This is a genomic window from Mycolicibacterium pyrenivorans (assembly GCF_025821625.1).
GTDB lineage: Bacteria > Actinomycetota > Actinomycetes > Mycobacteriales > Mycobacteriaceae > Mycobacterium > Mycobacterium pyrenivorans.
This window is the reverse complement of record NZ_JACKSH010000065.1, coordinates 76541-97004: the sequence shown is the minus strand read 5'-3', so window position 1 is coordinate 97004 and position 20464 is coordinate 76541. Positions and strand designations below refer to the sequence as shown.

The 20464-nt window shown below is 68.5% G+C and carries 22 protein-coding genes; 4 read left to right on the top strand and 18 right to left on the bottom strand.

What is annotated here, in order from left to right; genetic code table 11:
* Positions 1-50: 50 nt before the first annotated feature.
* The 4 genes from H7I57_RS09325 to H7I57_RS09310 form a co-directional block, all read right to left on the bottom strand.
* Positions 51-1733: a bifunctional uroporphyrinogen-III C-methyltransferase/uroporphyrinogen-III synthase gene (locus H7I57_RS09325; protein ID WP_264023148.1), complete on the bottom strand. Its 1683-nt coding sequence runs from the start codon at positions 1731-1733 to the stop codon at positions 51-53.
* An 8-nt stretch (positions 1734-1741) separates the two neighbouring features.
* A complete protein-coding gene (hemC, locus tag H7I57_RS09320; protein ID WP_264023147.1) occupies positions 1742-2677 on the bottom strand; it encodes a hydroxymethylbilane synthase in 936 nt (311 codons plus the stop codon).
* 49 nt (positions 2678-2726) lie between these two features.
* Positions 2727-4121, bottom strand: a complete 1395-nt coding sequence (locus H7I57_RS09315; RefSeq protein ID WP_264023146.1) for a glutamyl-tRNA reductase — start codon at positions 4119-4121, stop codon at positions 2727-2729.
* Positions 4122-4221: 100 nt separating this feature from the next.
* On the bottom strand, positions 4222-4476 hold the full coding sequence (locus H7I57_RS09310) for a glutaredoxin family protein (protein WP_264023145.1): 255 nt from the start codon (positions 4474-4476) through the stop codon (positions 4222-4224).
* 39 nt (positions 4477-4515) lie between these two features.
* Here H7I57_RS09310 and H7I57_RS09305 point away from each other — a divergent pair, with 39 nt between their 5' ends.
* Complete coding sequence (locus tag H7I57_RS09305; protein WP_264023143.1) at positions 4516-5418, top strand: HAD family hydrolase; 903 nt, start codon at positions 4516-4518, stop codon at positions 5416-5418.
* Between the two features lie 64 nt (positions 5419-5482).
* On the top strand, positions 5483-6013 hold the full coding sequence (locus H7I57_RS09300) for an FAS1-like dehydratase domain-containing protein (RefSeq protein WP_264023142.1): 531 nt from the start codon (positions 5483-5485) through the stop codon (positions 6011-6013).
* A 6-nt stretch (positions 6014-6019) separates the two neighbouring features.
* Here H7I57_RS09300 and H7I57_RS09295 read toward each other — a convergent pair whose 3' ends face one another.
* The 9 genes from H7I57_RS09295 to H7I57_RS09255 form a co-directional block, all read right to left on the bottom strand.
* A complete protein-coding gene (locus H7I57_RS09295) occupies positions 6020-7090 on the bottom strand; it encodes a lysophospholipid acyltransferase family protein (RefSeq protein ID WP_264023141.1) in 1071 nt (356 codons plus the stop codon).
* Between the two features lie 39 nt (positions 7091-7129).
* The gene (locus tag H7I57_RS09290; protein WP_264023139.1) at positions 7130-8233 is read right to left on the bottom strand and encodes an SDR family oxidoreductase; all 1104 of its coding nucleotides are present in this window, start codon (positions 8231-8233) and stop codon (positions 7130-7132) included.
* 29 nt (positions 8234-8262) lie between these two features.
* Complete coding sequence (locus H7I57_RS09285; protein WP_003402602.1) at positions 8263-8364, bottom strand: 30S ribosomal protein bS22; 102 nt, start codon at positions 8362-8364, stop codon at positions 8263-8265.
* A gap of 191 nt (positions 8365-8555) precedes the next feature.
* Positions 8556-8819 (bottom strand): helix-turn-helix domain-containing protein, encoded by a 264-nt coding sequence (locus H7I57_RS09280; RefSeq protein ID WP_264023138.1) that lies wholly within the window; start codon positions 8817-8819, stop codon positions 8556-8558.
* Positions 8820-8958: 139 nt separating this feature from the next.
* On the bottom strand, positions 8959-9831 hold the full coding sequence (gene proC / locus H7I57_RS09275) for a pyrroline-5-carboxylate reductase (protein WP_264023137.1): 873 nt from the start codon (positions 9829-9831) through the stop codon (positions 8959-8961).
* Between the two features lie 44 nt (positions 9832-9875).
* Positions 9876-10730 carry a thioesterase family protein gene (locus H7I57_RS09270; protein ID WP_264023136.1) on the bottom strand — a complete coding sequence of 285 codons (855 nt, stop codon included), beginning with the start codon at positions 10728-10730 and terminating at the stop codon, positions 9876-9878.
* A gap of 15 nt (positions 10731-10745) precedes the next feature.
* Positions 10746-11591, bottom strand: a complete 846-nt coding sequence (locus tag H7I57_RS09265) for a sugar phosphate isomerase/epimerase family protein (protein ID WP_264023134.1) — start codon at positions 11589-11591, stop codon at positions 10746-10748.
* A gap of 40 nt (positions 11592-11631) precedes the next feature.
* Complete coding sequence (locus H7I57_RS09260; protein WP_264023132.1) at positions 11632-12771, bottom strand: Rv0497 family membrane protein; 1140 nt, start codon at positions 12769-12771, stop codon at positions 11632-11634.
* Positions 12772-12798: 27 nt separating this feature from the next.
* On the bottom strand, positions 12799-13845 hold the full coding sequence (locus H7I57_RS09255; protein ID WP_264023131.1) for a Ppx/GppA family phosphatase: 1047 nt from the start codon (positions 13843-13845) through the stop codon (positions 12799-12801).
* 12 nt (positions 13846-13857) lie between these two features.
* On the opposite strand from H7I57_RS09255, the gene H7I57_RS09250 reads away from it, so the two are divergent.
* Complete coding sequence (locus tag H7I57_RS09250) at positions 13858-14655, top strand: DUF3109 family protein (RefSeq protein ID WP_264023130.1); 798 nt, start codon at positions 13858-13860, stop codon at positions 14653-14655.
* A 187-nt stretch (positions 14656-14842) separates the two neighbouring features.
* On the opposite strand, the gene regX is transcribed toward H7I57_RS09250, so the two are convergent.
* The 5 genes from regX to mshA all read right to left on the bottom strand — a co-directional run bounded on the left by regX (position 14843) and on the right by mshA (position 19539).
* On the bottom strand, positions 14843-15529 hold the full coding sequence (regX, locus tag H7I57_RS09245; protein WP_264023129.1) for a two-component sensory transduction protein RegX: 687 nt from the start codon (positions 15527-15529) through the stop codon (positions 14843-14845).
* A 7-nt stretch (positions 15530-15536) separates the two neighbouring features.
* Positions 15537-16721 (bottom strand): sensor histidine kinase, encoded by a 1185-nt coding sequence (locus tag H7I57_RS09240; RefSeq protein WP_264023128.1) that lies wholly within the window; start codon positions 16719-16721, stop codon positions 15537-15539.
* Positions 16722-16871: 150 nt separating this feature from the next.
* Positions 16872-17624, bottom strand: coding sequence for a phosphoglyceromutase (locus H7I57_RS09235; protein ID WP_264023126.1), 753 nt, complete (start codon positions 17622-17624; stop codon positions 16872-16874).
* A 23-nt stretch (positions 17625-17647) separates the two neighbouring features.
* Positions 17648-18169, bottom strand: a complete 522-nt coding sequence (locus tag H7I57_RS09230; RefSeq protein ID WP_264023125.1) for a type III secretion system chaperone family protein — start codon at positions 18167-18169, stop codon at positions 17648-17650.
* Positions 18166-19539, bottom strand: coding sequence for a D-inositol-3-phosphate glycosyltransferase (gene mshA, locus H7I57_RS09225; RefSeq protein WP_264023124.1), 1374 nt, complete (start codon positions 19537-19539; stop codon positions 18166-18168). The genes H7I57_RS09230 and mshA overlap by 4 nt, the downstream gene beginning before the upstream one ends.
* 130 nt (positions 19540-19669) lie before the next feature.
* Between mshA and H7I57_RS09220 the strand changes: the two genes are divergently transcribed.
* Entirely contained in the window at positions 19670-20434 is a 765-nt protein-coding gene (locus tag H7I57_RS09220) for an SDR family oxidoreductase (RefSeq protein WP_264023123.1), read from the top strand.
* The last annotated feature ends 30 nt before the right edge of the window (positions 20435-20464 follow it).

The window sequence follows — 20464 nt, the reverse complement described above, 5'->3', positions numbered from 1 at the left end:
GCAGCAAAAGTTCGAGTGCCGGCCTGCTGGAATGCAATTTCGGCGAGTTCCTAGCGGCGGCGGCTCTTCTTCCGCGGCGGCGGCAGTGCGCCCTCGGCACGCAGCCGAGCGGCATGCTCGGCCAATGCCTCCACCAGCGGACCCACCGCGGCCACTTCCGGCTGCACGTCGACGCGCAGGCCGAATTCCGCTGCGGTTTCCGCGGTCTTGGGCCCGATGCAGGCGACGATGGTGCGGGCGTGCGGCTTGCCTGCGATACCGACGAGGTTGCGCACCGTCGAACTCGAGGTGAAGCACACCGCGTCGAAGCCACCGGTCTTGATCATCTCGCGGGTGTGCGCAGGCGGCGGTGCCGCTCGCACCGTGCGGTACGCGGTGACATCCTCGATCTCCCAACCGCGTTCACGAAGACCCTCGGCCAGTGTCTCGGTGGCGATGTCGGCACGCGGCAGCAACACCCGGTTGACCGGATCGAAAATGTCGTCGTACGGCGGGAACTCGTCGAGCAGGCCCAGCGAGCTCTGCTCACCCGTGGGCACCAGTTCGGGGTTGATGCCGAAGGCACGCACCCGGTCGGCGGTGGCCTGACCGACGCACGCGATCTTGACACCGGAGAACGCGCGGGCGTCGAGCCCGAACTCGTTGAACTTCTCCCAGACCGCGCGCACCGCGTTGGTGGAGGTGAACACCACCCACTGGAAGCGGCCGTCCACGAGACCCTTGACAGCCCTTTCCATCTGGGCCGGGCTACGGGGCGGCTCGACCGCGATCGTCGGCACCTCGATGGGCAGGGCGCCGTGTCCGACGAGGCGATCGCTCATCTCGCCGGCCTGGTCCTTGGTGCGCGGCACGAGCACCGTCCACCCGTACAGGGCCCGACTCTCCCACCAGTTCAGCTTCGCGCGGTTGGCGACGGTACGCCCGATCGTGACGACCAGCGGTCCGGCCAGTGGGCCCGCGGGCTCGGTTCCCCCCGCCAGCGTGGTCTTGTCGAGCAGTCCGGCCAGTGTCGTCTCGACCGAACGCTGCTGGCAGGTGGTGCCGTTGGCCGTCACCACGGTGGGCGTGGAGTCGGACAGGCCGTACTCGATGAGGGTGCGCGCCGCGTCGGGCAGGTGCGACGCCGTCGCGTGCAGGATCAGTGGTCCCGGTGCGGCGGCCAGCGCCGCCCAGTCGACGTCACCGCGCACATCGGCGACGGTGTGCGCCGAACCAAGCGGCAGTCCGGCATAGGTGGGCACGGCCGTGGTGTCGGGCAGTCCCGGCACGATTTCGAAGGTCAGCTGGGTGCGTGCCAGCGCGTTCACCTCGGTGATCACCGCGTCGATCGACAGCGGGTCGCCTGCGACCAGTCGCACGACGTCCACACCTGTGCGGGCCTCGGTGGCCAGCGTCTTGGCGACCTCGGCCGGGTCGCCGAGGGCGGGCCGGATATCCGGGCCGCCGGGAATCACCGCTGTGGCGTCCGGCGCCTCGGCCGGTTTGGCGTCGTCGGCCTGGCCCGAGCCGTCGGGCGTGGCGTTGGCGGCCACGTCCGGCAGCGGTCCCGACGGCGGTGGCAGCTCACACCCCACGAGGGCGAGCACCGCTTCCGGCACGTCAGGATCGGTGAACACCAAGGCGGCGTTGGCCAACACGGTGCGGGCACGCGTCGTCAGCAGACCCGGATCCCCGGGCCCTGAGCCGACGAACGTGATGCGGCCGGGCTTGCCCTTGCGGCCTCGCAAGCTCATCTGGCGAGTCATCTGTCTCTCCCGCTTTCGTCCAATAGATCGCGTGCTCCCAGCTCGAACAGCTCCGCGGCGACCGAGAGCCCTAGCTCTCGTGCCCGACCGGGTGTCCCGATTCCGGACGCACGGATCACATCGGATCCGTCCAGCGTCGCCACGCAGCCGCGCAGCGACAGCTCTTCGAAGACTCGGCCGTCCTCATCGATCGACTCGACCACCTCTGCAATCGCGCCCACCGGTGCGGAGCAACCCGCCTCCAGTTCGGCCAGCAGGGCTCGCTCTGCGGTGACCGATGCCCGGGTGTCGGCGTCGTCCAGCTCCGCCAACAGTTCCGCAAGCGCCGTGTCACCGGCACGGCACTCGACTGCCAAAGCCCCCTGAGCCGGCGCCGGCAACATCTGTACCGGTTCCAGCGTCTCGGTGACAGCGTCGAGACGACCGATGCGGGCCAATCCCGCCCGGGCCACGACGACGGCGTCGAGATCACCGCTGCTTACCCTGTTCAACCTGGTATCTAGGTTGCCTCGTAGGGGGCGGATTTCCAAACCGAGACCCAGTGCCTTAAGCTGTGCGGCCCTCCGCGGGGACGATGTCCCGATCGTCGACCCCGCCGGCAACTCGCCGAGCACGAGTCCGTCACGGGCCACCAGGGCGTCGCGGGCGTCCGCGCGCACCGGGATCGCCGCGATCACGAAGCGTGGGTCGGTCGCGGTCGGCAAATCTTTGTAGGAGTGCACCGCCATGTCGACGCTGCCGTCGGCGATGGCCTCACGCAGCGCCGCGGTGAACACCCCGACGCCGATATCGGCGATCGGCGCCTCGGAGCGGTCGCCCGCGGTGGACACGATGACCAGCTCGGCGGAATGGCCGCGGTCGATCAATGCGTCACAGATAAAACCGGCCTGGGTTGTCGCCAGGAGGCTACCCCGGGTCCCTATACGGATCACTTAGTGGCTTTCATGGAGCTTGGGGTACCTCCCGCTTGCGGGGAGAGAGTTACTCGTTCTTTTCGGGATCGGTTGTCGCCATATCGAATTCGCCGTTTCCACTGACCGGTGGCAACTCGCCTCCGGTGACCAGTGGCAGCTCGCCCGCGGCGACCGCGTCGACCGCCTGCTGGTCGAGTTCGAACAGCTCGCGCAGGGCCTCGGCGTAGCTGTCGCCGCCCGGCGCACTGGCCAGCTGCTTCACGCGCACCGTGGGTGCGTGCAGGAGCTTGTCGACGACGCGGCGCACGGTCTTGGCGACCTCGTCGCGGTGGGTCGAGTCCAGGCCCGGCAACCGGTTGTCCAGCCTCAGCAACTCGGCCTCGACCACGTCGGCGGCGCGCTGACGCAGCGCGGTGACGGTCGGCGTCACCTCGGCCATCCGCTGCCCGGCCAGGTAGTTCGCGACCTCGGTGGCGACGATCGCGCGGGCGGCCTCGGCGTCGGACGCGGCCGCGCGTGCGGACGGCTCCCGCTGGATACGGTCCATGTCGATCACGTAGACGCCGGGCAGCCCGGCGACGGCGGAGTCGACATCGCGCGGCATCCCGAGGTCGCAGATCACCAGCTGTTTGGAGTCCTGGCCGTGCGCCAGACCGCGGTGCACATCGGCCAGCGACACCACGGGCCGCACGGCGCCGGTACAGCTGACGACGATGTCGGCGTCGGCGAGCAGCGGAGGCAGGTGATCGAACGGGTAGGCGTCAGCGGTGATGCCGTGCGCGCGGATGTTCTCGGCGAGCCTCTTGGCTCGGGGCAGCGATCTGTTCACCACGTGTATGCGCTCGACGCCGGCGCGCACCAGCTGCTTGGCCGCCAGGGCACCCATCGAGCCTGCGCCGACGACGACGGCGCGGCCGCCGGCCAGGGATCCGACCTTCGCCTCGGCCATGTCGAGCGCGACGGACACCACCGAGTTGCCCGCAGCGTCGATTCCGGTCTCGGAGTGCACGCGCTTGCCCACCGAAAGGGCCCGTTGCGACAGCTCGTGCAGGGTGCGACCCACGGTGTGGTTGGCCTCGGCGGAGGAGTAGGCCCGCCGAACCTGGCCGAGGACCTGCTGCTCGCCGATCACCGCGGAGTCCAGGCCGCTGGCCACCGCGAACAGATGCTCGACGGCGGCTTCGGCGTAACGGACATAGGCGTACCTGGTGAGGTCCTGCAGTGACATCCCGCAGTGCTCGGAGAGCACCTGCCCGATCACCGACAGGCCACCGTGGAACGCCTCGACGACGGCGTAGACCTCGACACGATTGCAGGTGGACAGGACCATGGCCTCTGTCACCAGCGACGACTGCAGCACCTGGTCGACGATCTTGGCCTGATCGGACTCATCCGTGCTGAGTTGCTCGAGGACGGACACCGGCGCGCTGCGGTGCGAGACCCCGAAAAGCAATACGCTCATGGCTCCCTCACCACGCTGACCACCCGCTCAACGGTAGTCGTTAACCAGCTGGGCTACCAAATTTGCTCGTTCATCCTGCCCTGCGATGCGACCGTGGGGTTCACCGGGCGAGGTCCGCCCGCAACCTGTCCTCGTCGACCTCCCAGTAGCTGTGCTCGGCGCCGTCCAACAACACCACGGGCAGCCGGTCACCGAACTCGGCCCGCAGGGCGGCATCGCCTGCGGCCGCGGAAGCGTCCACATCGGTCACCGTCAACCCGAAGCCCAGCTCGCGGGCCAGGTCGGCCAGCCGCGTCGCCGCGGCCGAACACATCGGGCATCCGTCACGCGTGAGCAATTGCACCTGCCGGTCCACCCGGCCAGTATCCCCGTCAGGTGTCCTAATGTTGTCACCGTGTCCGGAACCGGAGAGGGCGAGTTCGGGTTCGACAGCCCGGAGCAGCAACTCGCCGGGGAAGCCAGCGCCGAGGCCGCCTCGGAGGGCCTGCTGGAGCTGGGCCCCGCCGCGACGCCTCCCCCACCGCCACCCGATCTGACCGCGGCGGCGTTCTTCGACGTCGACAACACCCTGGTGCACGGCTCCTCGCTGGTGCACTTCGCTCGCGGCCTCGCCGCGCGCGAGTACTTCACCTACTCCGACCTGGCCCGGTTCGCGCTCGCCCAGGTCAAGTTCCAGCTCACCGGGCGGGAGAGCAGCGGGGACGTGGCAGCGGGCCGCCGCAAGGCACTGGCCTTCATCGAAGGCCGGTCCACGGCCGAACTGGTCGCGCTCGGCGAAGACATCTACGACGAGATCATCGCCGCCAAGATCTGGCCGGGAACCCGGGCGCTCGCCCAGATGCATCTGGACGCGGGCCAGCAGGTGTGGCTGGTCACCGCGACGCCGTACGAACTGGCGGCGACGATCGCGCGACGGCTCGGGCTGACCGGCGCGCTGGGGACCGTCGCGGAGTCGATCGACGGCGTCTTCACCGGCAGGCTGGTCGGCGACATCCTGCACGGCACCGGCAAGGCGCATGCGGTTCGGTCGCTGGCCATCCGCGAGGGTCTGAACCTGCGACGCTGCACCGCGTATTCGGACAGCTTCAACGACGTTCCGATGCTGTCGCTGGTCGGCACCGCGGTGGCGATCAATCCGGATGCCGACCTGCGGGCTCTGGCCCGGCAACGGGGCTGGGAGATCCGGGACTTCCGCACCGCCCGCAAGGCGGCCCGCATCGGGGTGCCGTCGGCGTTGGCGCTCGGCGCGGTCGGGGGCGCGCTGGCGGCAGCGGTGTCCCGCCGTGACAAGGGTTAGCGAGGATCCCGGTGGGGCGCTGATAGGCTCGCGCCGCCACCCGACGAACGGAAAGGGATCGCGCGTGGGAATCGCTGAGAGCATCATCGGAACCCACTACCGGTATCCGGACTACTTCGAGGTCGACCGCGAGAAGATCCGCGAGTTCGCCCGCGCCGTCAAGGACGACCATCCCGCGCATTTCACCGAAGAGGCGGCCCAGGAGTACGGGTACGACGGCCTGGTCGCGTCCTTGACGTTCATGGCTGTGGCCGGGCGGCGCGTGCAGGAGGAGATCTTCAACCAGTTCGACCTCCCGATCAACATGGAGCGGGTGCTGCACCGCGATCAGAAGTTGATCTTCCACCGGCCGATCGTGGACGGCGACAAGCTGTGGTTCGACTCCTACCTGGATTCGGTGACCGAGTCACACGGCGCCGTGCTCACCGAGATCCGGGGCGAGGTCACCGACGACAACGGCGAGCCGGTCGTCACCAGCATCGTCACGGTCATGGGTGAGGCCGCCCACGACGACGAAGCAGACGAGATCACCGGCAAGATCGCGGCGAAGCGCGACGCTGACGCCCTGTCGAAATTCGTTGCTGGGCAAAAGTAGGGGCAGCTACCCCAGGAACATGTTGCGGCGATTCGCCAGCAGCTGATACAGCGTCTGCTGAATGGTCTCGCGCACCTGGTCGGTCAACTCGAAGGTGACCATCGGGTCGTCGGCGGCCGATTCGTCGTAGTCGCTGGTGTCGATGGGCTCACCGAACTCGATGTACCACTTCGACGGCAGCGGCACCACTCCGAGCGGGCCCGCGAGCGGGAACAGCGGCGTGATCGGGAAGTACGGCAGCCCGAGCAGGCGCGCCAGCAGCTTGACGTCGGCGACCATGGGGTAGATCTCCTCGGAACCGACGATCGAGCACGGCACGATCGGCGCCTTCGTCCGAAGCGCCGCAGAGACGAACCCGCCGCGACCGAATCGCTGCAGCTTATAGCGGTCCTTGAAGTGCTTGCCCAGGCCCTTGTACCCCTCGGGGAAGACGGCCGTCAGCTCCCCTGCGGCCAGGAGGCGGTGGGCGTCGTCGGTGCATGCCATGGTGTGGCCGGCCTTGCGCGCGGCCTGGCCGACCATCGGCATGTCGAACACGATGTCGGCGGCCAGCAATCGCAGATCCCGGTGCGCGGGATGCTTGTCCCGCACGGCGACCGACGTCATCATCCCGTCGAACGGCAGGACGCCTGCATGGTTGGCCACCACCAGCGCCGCACCGCTCTCCGGCAGGTTCTCGATGCCGCTGACCTCGACGCGGAACCAGGAGTTGAAGAAGACTCTCAGCAAAGGCAGGATGATTGCGTTGTTGAGGTGGGGATCGAAACCGAACTCGTCGACGGTGTAGTCACCCGTCATCCGCTTGCGGATGAAGTCGGCGACGGAGGAGATGCGCCTGGCGAGTTCGGTGGGCGTCGCATCGTCGGCGGACGTCCCGGCCGCGGCACCGCGATGTTGGTCGATTTCCCGCACGACTGCCGCGATCTGTTCGGCGGATGCGCGGTTGTCCGGGTCGGTGAGCAGAGAGGGATGGCGGCGCGAACTGTCGACGCGCTGCGCCGCCGCGCGTCGCTGCGCCGCACCGCGCCCCGAATTCGAGTGCAGCGGAATGACTTTCGCTTTTGACTCGCCCGCCACCGTCGTTTCCTCTCCCCACCCTGCTCTAAGTAGTGAAGTCTAGCGCCCCCAGCGCTGCGCCGCCGCCACCGCACGTTCCTCAATCGAATGAATCAGGCGCGGGTCGACGATCGGTGTGAGACCTCGTCCGCGCACGTAATCGTCGAAGGCCTCCGCGGTCGTCCACTTCGGGTGATATCCGAGCTCGGTGCGCATCCTGGTGGTGTCCATGACGCGGCCGTAGCTCAGGTAGTCGAGCTGCTCGCGGTCCAGTTCCGCGTTGCGGGCGGCTCGCCACAGCGAATCGACCGCCACCAAGGCCGACCGCGGGACCGGCAGAGCCAGCCGCCCCGACCTGCGGATGGCCTGGCTCATCATGATGATCCCCGATGCCCCGACATTGAACGTGCCGGCTTTGCCGGCCACCGTCGCGCGCTCGAGCGCACCGAGCGCGTCCTGCTCGTGCAGCAACTGCAGGCGCGGGTCGTGGCCGATGACCGTCGGCACCACGGGACCGGCGAGGTACCGGGACAGTGCGGTGTCCATCGCCGGGCCGATCATGTTGGCCAGCCGCAGGATCGTGACGGCGATGTCGGGCCTGCGCCGTCCCAGGCCGCGGGCGTAGCCCTCGATGTCGATGCTGTCCCTGGCGAATCCCTCACCTGGTGGCCTGCGGCGGCTGCTGCTCTCGGTGAACAGCACCGGGTCCCTCGAGCTGGAGCCGTACACCTCGGACGTCGACTTGAGGATGACGCGACGCACCGACGGCGCCTTCTGGCAGGCCGCGAACAGCTGGATCGCGCCCATGACGTTCAGTTCCTTGAGCATCGCCCTGCCACCGGAACGGGGCGCGTAGGACGCGGCCGCGGCGTGCACCACCGTGTCGACGTCGCCGTTGCGGATGACCTTGGCGATGAACGGGTTGCGGATGTCGGCACGCACGAACTCGGCACGGCCCATCCTGCGGAGCAGGTCTTTGCTCGGCGCGATCGCGTCGACCGCGATCACATGGTTGATCAGCGGGTTCTGGGCCAGGCGCGCGGTCAGGTAGCCGCCGAGGAACCGGCAGGCACCGGTCACCAGGACAACCTTTGGGTAGTGCGGTGCGTCCGGTCCGTCGGGGTTGCCCCCGGAACGTCCCCCGGACCGGCCCTCAGAGTCCATCGGGACAGCCTAGCGACCGGGAAGCCGGGCTACTTGCCGAGTTTTCTGCGCTGGACCCGGGTGCGACGAAGCAGCTTGCGATGCTTCTTCTTCGACATGCGCTTGCGCCGCTTCTTGATGACAGAACCCATGAACTCCGCTACCTGTTGTCTTGAAAAACCTTCGGACATCGAACAACGCCGATGTCAGCCTCGACCGGTCACCTTACCCGGACGGCCCAGCACGGGTGAAATCCGGCCGCTCGCGCGAGGAGCATCTAGCCGGCGATGAGCGCTCGCGCGAAGAGCATCTAGCCGGCGATGAGCGCTCGCGCGAAGAGCATCTAGCCGGCGTCGAAGTACGAACTCTCCAGCATGTCGTGGACTGCCTTGGCGTGCACGCGGAACGAGCGGCCCACCCGGACTGCGGGGAGCTCACCGTTGTGCACGAGGCGGTACACGGTCATCTTGCTGACCCGCATCAGGCTTGCCACCTCGGCAACGGTGAGAAATTGAGCTCGAGGCGGTTGGCCTTCGGTCTTGTCGGCGTCACGCGCCGCCTTCCCGCTTGCCGAATCCCGCGCCGACGGCCCGTTCATAGACGTCATCGCAACCCAATCCATCAGGCACGGGCAGTTCCAGCGGCTTCCCCACCGCTGGCACCGACCCGTGCTTACCCTTGGGAGAATAGCGTGGCAGGTGGGGTTACTGCGACGGGTGTGGGCTAATCAGTCCGAAATTGGTTAACTACTCCGGTGTAATTCCGAGCTGCTCAGAGCGGCTTTTCGCGGCCTCGACCGCGTTGGCGATCGCTGCCCGCAACCCGCCCCGTTCGAGTTCGCGCAGACCAGCGGCGGTGGTGCCGCCCGGAGAGGTGACCGTGGCCCGCAGCTGAGCGGCCGAGGTGTTCACCGTCACGCCCATCGCCGAGTCCCCGTCCGGGGCCGCATCGTCGAGGCGCTCGAGCAGCATCGCGGCCGAGCCGGCCATCGTCTGCACCGCCAGGTCGGTGGCCACCGCCCGCGTCAGGCCCGCGTCAACGCCCGCGTCGACGAGCGCCTCGACCATCAGGAAGAAATACGCGGGACCCGAACCAGACACGGCGGTGACCGCGTCCAGCTGCGACTCGGCCACGGTGAGCACCCCGCCGACCGCGTCGAAGAGCGACGAGACCTCCTTGAGGTGCTGGGCGGTCGCGAACCGGCCCGGCGCGAGCGCGCTCACTCCGCCGCCGACGAGCATCGGCGCGTTGGGCATGACCCGCACGACCGGCGAGCCGGCGGGCAGCTTGTTCTCGTAATAGGCCGTCGTGACCCCCGCGGCGACCGTCACGAAGACCTGTTCGGCCGCATTGCTTTCCGCCTTGGCCGCGGTGTCGGCGATGTCGCCGATCACGTGCTGCACGTCGGCGGGCTTGACTGCGACGACCACGTAGGTGGCGGCGTCGACGGCGTCGGCGACGGTCGTCACCAGCACCGCGTACTTCTCGGAGAGGTATTTCGCGCGAGCCGGATCCCGCTCGGCCACGACCAGGTCCTTGACCTGCTTCCCGGCGCGCAGCAGCCCCGCCAACAGCGCCTCGCCGATACTTCCACCGCCAACGATCGCGATTCTGGCCATGCCGGAAAGCATCGCACGGCGGCGGGACTGGACGTCCGGCGGCGTCACGCCCCTGTCGGATCGTCGGCTCCGCCGCCGGGAGCCGGCACCATCGCCAATTGGCGGGTCTGCACGACGATGCGTCCCGCGCAGTCGACCACGATGTGGTCCTCGTCGAACCAGTCCTGGCCGATCTGGGTCGCCGTGCACAGCACCCGCAGCCAGCCGTCGGCGGGTCGCGCGCGCAGGTAGGCCGTCAGCTGGACTGTGGGCGCCCAGCCGAACCTGTTGACGCCGAACGTCACCGGAGCCGACACGTCCCCGCACAGCAGCGCGAACAACACGTCGGGCGGGCACCCCTTGGGCCGGACCCAGTACTCGATGACGGGCATCCCGCCATCCGGGCGGCGAGTGAACGTCGTCAGCGACGGTCTGATGTCGCAACCGTGCGCCAGGTGGACGATGTCGGCCATCGAGTGCCCCGGGCCGATCGGCTCCAGTCCGGGTGGCGGCTCCGGCGTCATGAGCGGGATCACCGGGTTGACCGACAGCAGCGGCGGCACGTGATGTTCGGGGGTGCCCATGGTGATGGCGGCGCGCAGGGCGGTCCGACCCCCCTGGTTGAGCTCCACGTCGATCAGGCTGACCCGCCGACCACGTTTGCGAACCGCGGTGACCACCTGCATCGGGCCCGGATCCGGCGCCCACAGGAAGTTCCCCGACACCGCGATGGGTTCCACGTCGTTGCCGTCGGGTCCGGATGCGAACTCGGTGCGCGCGGCATTCGCGCACAGCGCCAGCATCGCGCCGCCGTGGACCTTCGGCCCGATCGTCCAGTGTTCGTTCAGCAGGCCCTCGTACACGCCGTCACCCGACGGGGAGAGCGCCATCGCGTCGGTGAACAGGGTGGAACCGGTCATCGGGGCTCCTCGGGGTCAGCGCAGCAGATGCGCCCTGGCGAATTGCAGCGACTCGGTGAGCAGCGCCTCACGTTCGGCGGCGGTGCGAGCACCCGAGGTCGTGACCTCGAGGATGACATGGCCCGCGAAGTCGCTTGCGGCCAGCGTCTCGCAGATCTCCACCGTGGGCTGGGTGCCGCGTCCCGGCACGAGGTGTTCGTCGGCCGAGGCGCCGCTGCCGTCGCACAGGTGCAGATGCACCAGGCCCTCACCCATCCGCCGGGCCATGTCGACGGCGTCGGTGCCCGCCGTCGCGGTGTGCGACAGATCCAGGGTGTAGTGCGCGTGGCCGCCGTCGAGGGGGTCGTAGGAGGGGGCGAACGCCGAGATCCCGGGTCCCGGGTTGCCGCCGCGTTTACGCATCCGCTCGATCGAGGTCTGCCCCGCCCCGAAGAACCGGTCGGCGCGGAACGGGAACATGTTCTCCACCGCGACCATCACCTCGCCGGAGGCCTCGAGGTCGGCGACCTGTTCGGCGAACCCCTCCGCGTAGCGGCGCTGCCAGCGAAACGGCGGGTGCACCACCACGGTCTGCGCGCCCAACTGCTCAGCGGCACGCACGCTGCGCTCCAGCTTCGGGATCGGGTTGGCACCCCACACCCGCTGGGAGATCAGCAGGCACGGCGCGTGGACCGACAGCACCGGAACGTCATAGCGCTTCGACATGGCAGCGATGGCGTCGATGTCCTGGCTCACCGATTCCGCCCACACCATCAGCTCGACACCGTCGTAGCCGAGCCGCGCGGCGTACTCGAAAGCGGCCTCGGTCCTCAGCGGGTAGACCGAGGCCGTCGACAGACCGACCTTGATTGCGGGGCGCACAGTGCTTCTATCCAGGCTCTTCTGGCTCAGGACCCGGCCGTCAGCCCGATTGCAGCAGTGCCAGCGGACCGAGTGTGACCAGCGCACCCACCGCCACCGCGATCAGGGTGCTGCCGATGTCCTCGGTCTTGCGCACCACCCGCACGCCGACGACCAGACCCAGGATGACCAGGACCGACAGCACCAGCGCGATGATGTTGTTCCACTTCCACAGCTGGTCGAATGCGACGAACAGGCCCGCGCCGAACGCCACGGCGAGGACGCTCTGCCCGACGATCCACAGGCCGTGCACGAAAGAGGACATCCGGCGGGGCTCGCCGAGTTCGGCCACCTCGTCGTCGCGTTCGTCCTCCGCCTCGAGTTCGCCGAGGTCGACGTCGTCCGGCGCCGGACGGGACCCGCGCCGGGCGAGGTCGTCGGCGACGGTCTGCCCGCCGAAGAGCGGCTCCTGCGTGGAGCGCAGGTAGGACGGCAACTCGTCGCTGTCGTCGGCCTCGAGGGCGGCCTCGTCGTCGAGATCCTCGATCTCGGGGCCTTCGTCCACGTCGACCGGGGACTCGAGAACAGCGGTCTCGTCACCGTCATCGACGGGATCCGGCAGCATCTGTTCGGCGTCGCCTGCCGCCGGCGCCGTGCTCGACCGCCGGCCGAAGCCGAAACGCCGCGGCGGGGGCGCGAAATCGACCGGGGCGGGTTCGGCGTCACGCTGCTCTAGATGCGCCGAGTACTCCGCGACCGCGTCGGCGTAGTCGTCGTCGGCCTGCTCGTCGTCTTCTTCGGCGGCCTCTTCTTCGGCGGCCTCTTCTTCGGCGACGTCGGCCGCGGCCTCGTCGACCACGACATCCTCGGAAACGGCTTCGGCCTCCTCGGCGACCTCGGGTTCGATGTCGGCGTGGTCGACGGCGCCGTTGGTCGACACGACCTCTTCGGCGCTCTCGTCGCTCGGCTCGGCGACCACCTCGGGCTCGTCCACCGCCGGGGTGGCCGCCGAAGGGTAGGGGTCGGTGGGCCGGACGACGGGGATCTCGCCGGTGAGTTCGGCGACGGTGACGGCGTCGGCGTTACCGCGCCGGCGGCGACGCCTGCCGCCGACGGGGGGTGCACCGATCGTGCCGTTCTTTGCCAGCAGCTCGGCGACCGAGATCGGTCGGGTGCTGCCGCTGTCTTCTGATCCAGTCATCGCCTGTTGCCTTTGAGCCTCGTTGCTTCACCGTCCAGCATTGCGTATGGACATCCGCCGTGAGGCCGATTCCCCGGCACCGTCACGCGGCCCATTGTCGGCACCTCCACGTGGCCCATTGTCGGCACCGCCGACGAGAGCTGTTCCGTCGGCTTCGCTGTCGAGTTTCCGCAAGATCAATCCCTCCCGCAACGCCCAGGGGCAGATGTCGACACTCTCGATCCCGAGAGCCTTCATGCTGGCTTCCGCCACCAGAGCGCCTGCGACGATCTGTGGGGCCCGATCGGCGCTCACCCCTTCCAGTTCCGCACGGTCAGACGCGGTCATCCTAGAGATGAAATTTATGAGTTGCCGAAGACCGGCCGCCGTCAGCGTTCTCTTGACCCGCGGTCCAGCCCCCGACGGCGCGGCGCCCGTCAGCCGGGCCAACGAGCGGAACGTCTTCGACGACGCCACCGCCAGGTCCGGGCTGCCCGCCTCGGCGATCGTGGCGCCGGCCTCCGACAACTCGTTGGCCAGCCATTCGCGCAGCATCGCCACCCGCCGGCGGCCGGGCGGATCATCGGGCAGCCACTCCCGGGTCAAGCGACCCGCACCGAGCGGCAGCGAGAGCGCGACGTCGGGTTCCTCGTCGACACCGCTGGACAGTTCCAGCGAGCCGCCGCCGATGTCGATGTTGATGATGCGGCCGGCGCTCCAGCCGTACCACCGGCGCACCGCAAGGAATGTCAGCCGGGATTCGTCGACGCCGCTGAGCACCTGCAGCTCCACGCCGGTCTGGGCCTTCACCCGGGCCAACACGTCCTCGGAGTTCTTCGCGTCGCGCACCGCGGAGGTGGCGAAGGCCATGAACTCCGCACACCCCGAGCTGACGGCGATCTTGGCCAACTCGTCGATGGTTCCGACCAACTTGTCGGCACCGCGGCGAGTGAGCTTGCCCGAGTTGTCGATCGCCTCCGCCAACCGCAGCGACGCCTTCGTCGAACTCATCGGGGTCGGGTGCCCGCCGCGACGCGCATCCACCACCAGGAGGTGAACGGTATTGCTGCCCACGTCGAGCACGCCTAATCGCACCCTCCCAACCTAATGGGTCTACCGTGGAAAACCGTGAGCGAGGCACATCCCGGCGAAGTGGAACTGGATTTCGCCCGTGAGTGGGTGGAGTTCTACGACCCCGACAATCCCGAACATCTGATCGCTGCGGACATGACGTGGCTGCTGTCCCGCTGGACGTGTGTGTTCGGGACGCCGGCCTGCAAGGGCACTGTCGAGGGCAGGCCCGACGACGGATGCTGTTCACACGGCGCGTTTCTGTCCGACGACGACGACCGCGCCCAACTCGACGACGCCGTCAAACTGCTCACCGACGAGGATTGGCAGTACCGGGACAAGGGCCTGGGCAAGAAGGGCTACCTCGAGATGGACGAATACGACGGCAAGCCCAACCTGCGGACCCGAAAGTACAAGGGCGCCTGCATCTTCCTGAACCGTCCTGGCTGGCCCGGCGGCATCGGCTGCGCGCTGCACAGCAAGGCGCTCAAGATCGGCGTGGAGCCGCTCACACTGAAGCCCGAAGTCTGTTGGCAGCTCCCGATCCGCCGCACCCAGGAGTGGATCACCCGGCCCGACGACACGCAGGTGCTCAAGACGACGATCACCGAGTACGACCGGCGCGGGTGGGGCGAAGGCGGCGCCGACCTGCACTGGTACTGCACCGGCGACCCGGCGGCCCACGTCGGCGCCAAGCAGGTGTGGCAGTCCTACGCGCCCGAGCTCACCGAACTGCTCGGCGACAAGGCCTATTCGGAACTGGCGGCAATGTGTAGGCGCCGCAGCGGACTCGGCCTCATCGCCGTCCACCCCGCGACCCGGGCCGCCGAATGAACGAGGCTGGGCGGTCGGCTCGTCGTGCGAGCCTCATCACTCTTCCTGTTTAGCATGATCCCGCCCCGCGGCGATTTGCGCAGACGATGACCGCCGAGCGTGACCCGTCATTCACCACACTGGCTCGGCGCTGGGCGTAATTGGTCACGCTGGCGTTAACCAACTACACCGGAATCACGGAAGAATCTCAGCCTTCCAGTTTGTAACCGAGACCGCGCACGGTGACCAGGTGCACCGGGCTGGCGGGGTCGGCCTCGATCTTGCTGCGCAGCCGCTTGACGTGGACATCCAGGGTCTTGGTGTCCCCGACATAGTCGGCTCCCCACACCCGATCGATGAGCTGACCGCGGGTGAGCACCCGCCCGCTGTTGCGCATCAGGTATTCGAGTAGGTCGAACTCCTTGAGCGGCAACGTGATCGGGCTGCCGTTGACACTGACCACATGCCGTTCCACATCCATGCGCACCGGGCCTGCCTCCAACACGCCGTCACCGATCCCGATGTCGTCGGCGTCGGCGCCGCGGCGCAGCACGGCGCGGATGCGCGCGATCAGCTCACGCGCCGAATACGGCTTGGTGACATAGTCGTCCGCCCCGAGTTCCAGGCCGACGACCTTGTCGATCTCGCTGTCGCGGGCGGTCACCATGATCACCGGGACGCTCGAGCGCGACCGCAACTGCTTGCAGACGTCGGTTCCGCTCATCCCGGGCAACATCAGATCGAGCAGCACGATGTCCGCGCCGGCGCGCTCGAATTCGGCAAGGGCCGACGGCCCGTCGGTCACCACAGTCGCCTCGAAGCCCTCTTTACGGAGGAGAAACGCCAGGGGATCGGCCAGGGACTCCTCGTCCTCCACGATCAGCACGCTGGTCATCGATGTACTAGTCCTCTCGTTCATGTTGATCATCTTCAGTCTCCCCGTCGGAAAAGGCGGGAATCGACAAAGTGAACGTCGACCCGGTGCCCGGCTGACTCCACAGCCGGATGGATCCGTTGTGATTGGCGGCGACGTGCTTGACGATCGCCAGCCCCAGCCCGGTACCGCCGGTGGCCCGGGACCGTGCCTTGTCGACACGGAAGAATCTCTCGAACACCCGCTCCTGATCGGCGCGTGCGATCCCGATGCCGCGGTCGGTGACCGCGATCTCGATGTTGTCGCCGCGCCGACGCCGGCTGATCGACACCGAGGATCCGTTGGGCGAGTAGGCGATCGCGTTGGACACCAGGTTCGCGATGGCGGTCACCAGCAGCGTCTGGTCGCCGAGAACGCGGAAACCGGTCGGCGCATCGGTGGTGATGGCGATGTCGGCGTTGTCGGCGGCGACCTTGTGGCGCGACAGCGCCTCGGCCACCACGGTGTCGACGTCGACGGCCTCGAGGTCGGGCAGTCGCTCCGCGCCCTGCAGCCGCGACAGTTCGATCAGCTCACCCACCATGTCGGCCAGCCGGTTGGACTCGGTGACCATCATCTGGGCGAAGCGCCGGATCGTCTCGGGGTCGTCGCCCGAGGCCAGGATGGCTTCGGCCAGCACACCCATCGCCCCGACCGGCGTCTTGAGCTCATGGCTGACGTTGGCCACGAAGTCCCTGCGCGTGGCCTCCATGCGGGCGTGCTCGGACTGGTCGTCGACGTAGACCACCGCGAAGCGCCGGTCGTCCTCGGTCAGCAGCCGCACATGGCCACGCACCGCGAGCCCCGACCTGCCCGTCCGGCTGCGTCTGCGCGGTGACAGGTCGACCTCGCCGTCCTCACCGGTGGTCAGCGTGCGCTGGGCGGCCAGCCAGGCGCGGTCGTCGAGGAGCCGGTCGCGCACCAACCCGAGATCGCGGGCCCGGTCGTTGGTGTAGACGACGTCACGGAAGGTGTCGACGACCACGATTCCCACGGGGGACTGCGCCACCACGTGCTCGAGCATCTGCGAGACGGTGATGCCGGACTGCTCGGCGGACCGCCGTTGCCGGCGTTCGCGGAGGCGGGGAACCACCCCCGTCCCGACCGCCACACCGATCGTCAACGCGAGCAGTGCCACGATCGCTGCGAGCAGCAGCGCCGATACGACACTCACGCGAAAATCGTACGCATTCGGTGAACGTCATCCCAGCAGCGTGCGGCCAAATCGGGACAAGTCACAGACGCAAACACCGATGTTCGGGTGCGCGTCCTCCGTTGTTCACCCGTTGTTGGCCGGATGAGGCCGCGGGTGTGGCTCGACGGGCTACTTGGCACCCTGCGCGGCCACCGCCGCCGCGCCGGCCGCGGCGGCCTCGGGATCCAGGTACGTCCCGCCCGGAACCATCGGCTTGAGATCAGCGTCCAGGTCGTAGCGCAGCGGGATTCCGGTGGGGATGTTCAGGCCGACGACATCCTCGTCGGACATCCCGTCGAGGTACTTGACCAGCGCACGCAGTGAATTGCCGTGCGCGGCGATCAGCACCGTCTTGCGCGCCTGCAGGTCGGGGACGATCACCTCGGTGAAGTACGGCACGAACCGCTCGACGACGTCCTTGAGGCACTCCGTGAGCGGGGCGCCGCCCGGGACGTCCGCGTAGCGCGGGTCGGCGTCCTGGCTGAACTCACTGCCCAGCTCGATCTGCGGGGGCGGGGTGTCGTAACTGCGCCGCCACGCCATGAACTGCTCGTCGCCGTACTTGGCCTTCGTCTCGGCCTTGTCCAGACCCTGCAGCGCGCCGTAATGACGTTCGTTGAGCCGCCAGTCCCTGTGCACCGGGATCCAGTGCCGGTCGGCCTTGTCGAGCGCGAGGTTGGCGGTGGTGATGGCGCGCCTCAGCAGCGAGGTGTAGAGGACATCGGGAAGACGGTCCTGAGCCTTGATGAGCTCACCCGCGCGGATCGCTTCGGCTCTGCCCTTCTCGGTCAGGTCGACATCGACCCATCCGGTGAACAAATTCAGCGCGTTCCACTCGCTCTCGCCGTGGCGGAGCAGGATCAGCGTCGCGGTGTCTGCCATGCGGGAAATCCTCTCACGACGGGTCAGTCGTCGTCTCGGTCGTCATCCCGGTCATCGATGAGGTGCTCGAACGCCTGCAGGTTCTTCAGTGATTCGCCCCGCGACACCCGCCACTCCCACTCCCTCTGGATGGAGGTGCGAAAACCCAACTCCAGCAACGTGTTGAAGTCCGAATCGACCGCCTCGAGCACCTGCCCGAGCACCCGGTCGATCTCCTCGGAGGTGACCGACGCCAATGCCATCCGGCCGACGAGGTAGATGTCGCCGGTGTTGTCGAGGGTGTAGGCGACGCCGTAGAGCCTGCGGTTGCGCTTGAGCAGGAACCGGTAGACACCTTCGTGGTTCTCGTCGGGCTGACGGCACACGAATGCCTCGATGCGCACCGAGTGCTCGCCGATGGTCAGGATGGTGTTGGTCTTGAGCCTGCGCTCTCCCGGGAGCTCGACGACCAACCCGGGCGGGCCGCCGCGCGCACCCTGGTGGCGGGTGTAGGTCAGCTCCTGCTCTTTGAGGGTGCGCTCGATGAGGTCCTGGACGTCACTCACGCGCGGACACCCCGCCGCATCGAGAACCGGCGTCCGCTGCGGCGCGCCGACGGCCCCACCGGGGGATGCAGCGCGCGGTAGTCGTCCATCGCGCGGCCGTAGCTCTCCAGCAGCGCGTCGACGGTTTGACCCCACGAGAATCCCGCGGCGTGCTCGAGCGCCGCGGCCCGCATGGTCGCCGGGCCCCGGGTGAACACGTCGCCGATCGCCTTCGCCCAGTCGTCGATGTCGTGGCCGTCGACCAGCGCGCCGCTGACGCCGTCCCGCACCGCCACCGGAAGCCCGCCGACCGCGGCCGCGACCACGGGGGTGCCGCAGGCCTGCGCCTCGACAGCGACCAGGCCGAAGGACTCCGAATAGCTCGGGACCGCCACGACGTCGGCGGCACGGTAGACCCGGACGAGTTCGTCGCGCGACTGCGGCGGAAGGAACGTCACGCGGTCGGTGATACCCAACTCGGCGGCGAGGTGAACCAGACCGTTCGGGGTCGTCAGACCGCCCGCGCCGGGGCGCGGAATCAGGCCGCCCGCGCCGGGGCGCGGAATCAGGCCGCTGCCCGACGGCCCGCCCGCGATCAGCACGTGGACACCCGGCAGCCGGGCGGCCGCACGCAGCAGCACGTCGGGCGCCTTGAGCGGCTGGATGCGTCCGACGAACGCCACCACGGGCAGATCCCCCCAGCCCAGCCCCAGTGCCGCGCGGGCGGCGTGCCGATCACCGGGCGTGAACGCCTCCAGGTCGACACCCGGGTGCACGGTGTCGATCCGGTCAGGATCGGCACGGTGCAACGAAACCAGTTGTTGCGCTTCATGTTCGGTGTTGGCGATCAGCCGGTCGGCTTCGTCGACAACCTGCTGCTCACCGACGGCGCGCAGCGGTGGTTCGGGTGAGTCGCCCGCTGCCAGCGACGCGTTCTTGACCGCGGCCAGGGTGTGGGCGGTGTGCACCAGCGGCACCGCCCACCGGTCGGCCGCCAGCCAGCCCACCTGTCCCGACAGCCAGTAGTGCGAGTGGACCACGTCGTAGTAGCCGGGTTCGTGGGTCGCCTCCGCGCGCAACACGCCCGCGGTGAACGCGCACAGCTGGGTCGGCAGGTCGTTCTTGTCCAGCCCCTCGAACGGGCCTGCCACCACGTTGCGCACCAGCACGCCAGGCGCCACCCGGACGACCGGCGGATCGGCCGAGGACGTCGCCCTGGTGAAGATCTCCACGTCGACACCGCGACGGGCCAGCTCCAGTGCCGTCTGCATCACGTAGACGTTCATGCCGCCCGCGTCACCGGTGCCCGGCTGGGCCAGTGGAGAGGTGTGTACGGACAACACCGCTACCCGGCGTGGCACCGGCAGGTGCGGATCGGTCGCTAGACGCACACCGTCATGTCTACACCGCTCAACGGGCCGGCCCCGCTCAGGCTGCCTGACCATTCCGGGACGCGTGCTCACTTCGCCCCGCCATCGGCACCCGCGCGCAGGCCGAAGGTCGACGCCTACTGTTGAGAACATGACGACTCCAACAGATCCGCGCCGCGTCGCGGTGGTCACCGGGGCCAGCGCCGGGATCGGCGAGGCGACCGCGAGAACCCTTGCCGCACAAGGGTTTCATGTGATCTGCGTGGCCCGCCGGGAGGCTCCGATCGTCGCGCTGGCCGCCGAGATCGACGGTACGGCGATAGTGGCGGACGTCACCGACAGCGAAGCGGTGGCGGCGCTCGCCGGTAGATTGGACCGCGTCGACGTGCTCGTCAACAACGCCGGTGGCGCCCGCGGGCTGGAATCGGTGGCCGACGCCGACACCGATCACTGGCGATGGATGTGGGAGGCCAACGTGCTCGGCACGCTGCACGTCACCCGCGCACTGCTGCCCAAGCTGATCGACTCCGGTGACGGGCTGATCGTCACCGTCACCTCGATCGCTGCGGTGGAGATCTACGACAACGGCGGCGGCTACACCTCTGCCAAGCATGCCCAGGGCGTGTTGCACCGTACGCTGCGCAGCGAACTTCTCGGCAAACCGGTGCGGCTCACCGAAGTCGCGCCGGGAATGGTCAAGACGGACTTCTCGCTCCGCCGCTTCGACGGGGACGAGGAGCGCGCCGAGAAGGTCTACGAAGGGGTGACACCGCTGGTCGCCGAGGACATCGCCGAGGTGATCGGCTTCGTCGCCAGCCGCCCGCCGCACGTCGACCTGGATCTGATCGTGGTCAGGCCGCGCGATCAGGTCAGCGGCGCGAGCGGATCCCGCTTCAACCGCCGGGTTCAGACCTAGCCGCCAGGGTGCCCCCGCCGCCGGAATTGC

Coding starts and splice junctions, on each gene's coding strand:
- H7I57_RS09325 (WP_264023148.1), bottom strand. CDS start 1,733: ATGAGCTTGCGAGGCCGCAAGGGCAAGCCCGGCCGCATCACGTTCGTC.
- H7I57_RS09315 (WP_264023146.1), bottom strand. CDS start 4,121: ATGAGCGTATTGCTTTTCGGGGTCTCGCACCGCAGCGCGCCGGTGTCC.
- H7I57_RS09290 (WP_264023139.1), bottom strand. CDS start 8,233: ATGGACTCTGAGGGCCGGTCCGGGGGACGTTCCGGGGGCAACCCCGAC.
- H7I57_RS09285 (WP_003402602.1), bottom strand. CDS start 8,364: ATGGGTTCTGTCATCAAGAAGCGGCGCAAGCGCATGTCGAAGAAGAAG.
- H7I57_RS09280 (WP_264023138.1), bottom strand. CDS start 8,819: ATGACGTCTATGAACGGGCCGTCGGCGCGGGATTCGGCAAGCGGGAAG.
- proC (WP_264023137.1), bottom strand. CDS start 9,831: ATGGCCAGAATCGCGATCGTTGGCGGTGGAAGTATCGGCGAGGCGCTG.
- H7I57_RS09270 (WP_264023136.1), bottom strand. CDS start 10,730: ATGACCGGTTCCACCCTGTTCACCGACGCGATGGCGCTCTCCCCGTCG.
- H7I57_RS09260 (WP_264023132.1), bottom strand. CDS start 12,771: ATGACTGGATCAGAAGACAGCGGCAGCACCCGACCGATCTCGGTCGCC.
- H7I57_RS09250 (WP_264023130.1), top strand. CDS start 13,858: ATGGGTCTACCGTGGAAAACCGTGAGCGAGGCACATCCCGGCGAAGTG.
- regX (WP_264023129.1), bottom strand. CDS start 15,529: ATGACCAGCGTGCTGATCGTGGAGGACGAGGAGTCCCTGGCCGATCCC.
- H7I57_RS09235 (WP_264023126.1), bottom strand. CDS start 17,624: ATGGCAGACACCGCGACGCTGATCCTGCTCCGCCACGGCGAGAGCGAG.
- H7I57_RS09220 (WP_264023123.1), top strand. CDS start 19,670: ATGACGACTCCAACAGATCCGCGCCGCGTCGCGGTGGTCACCGGGGCC.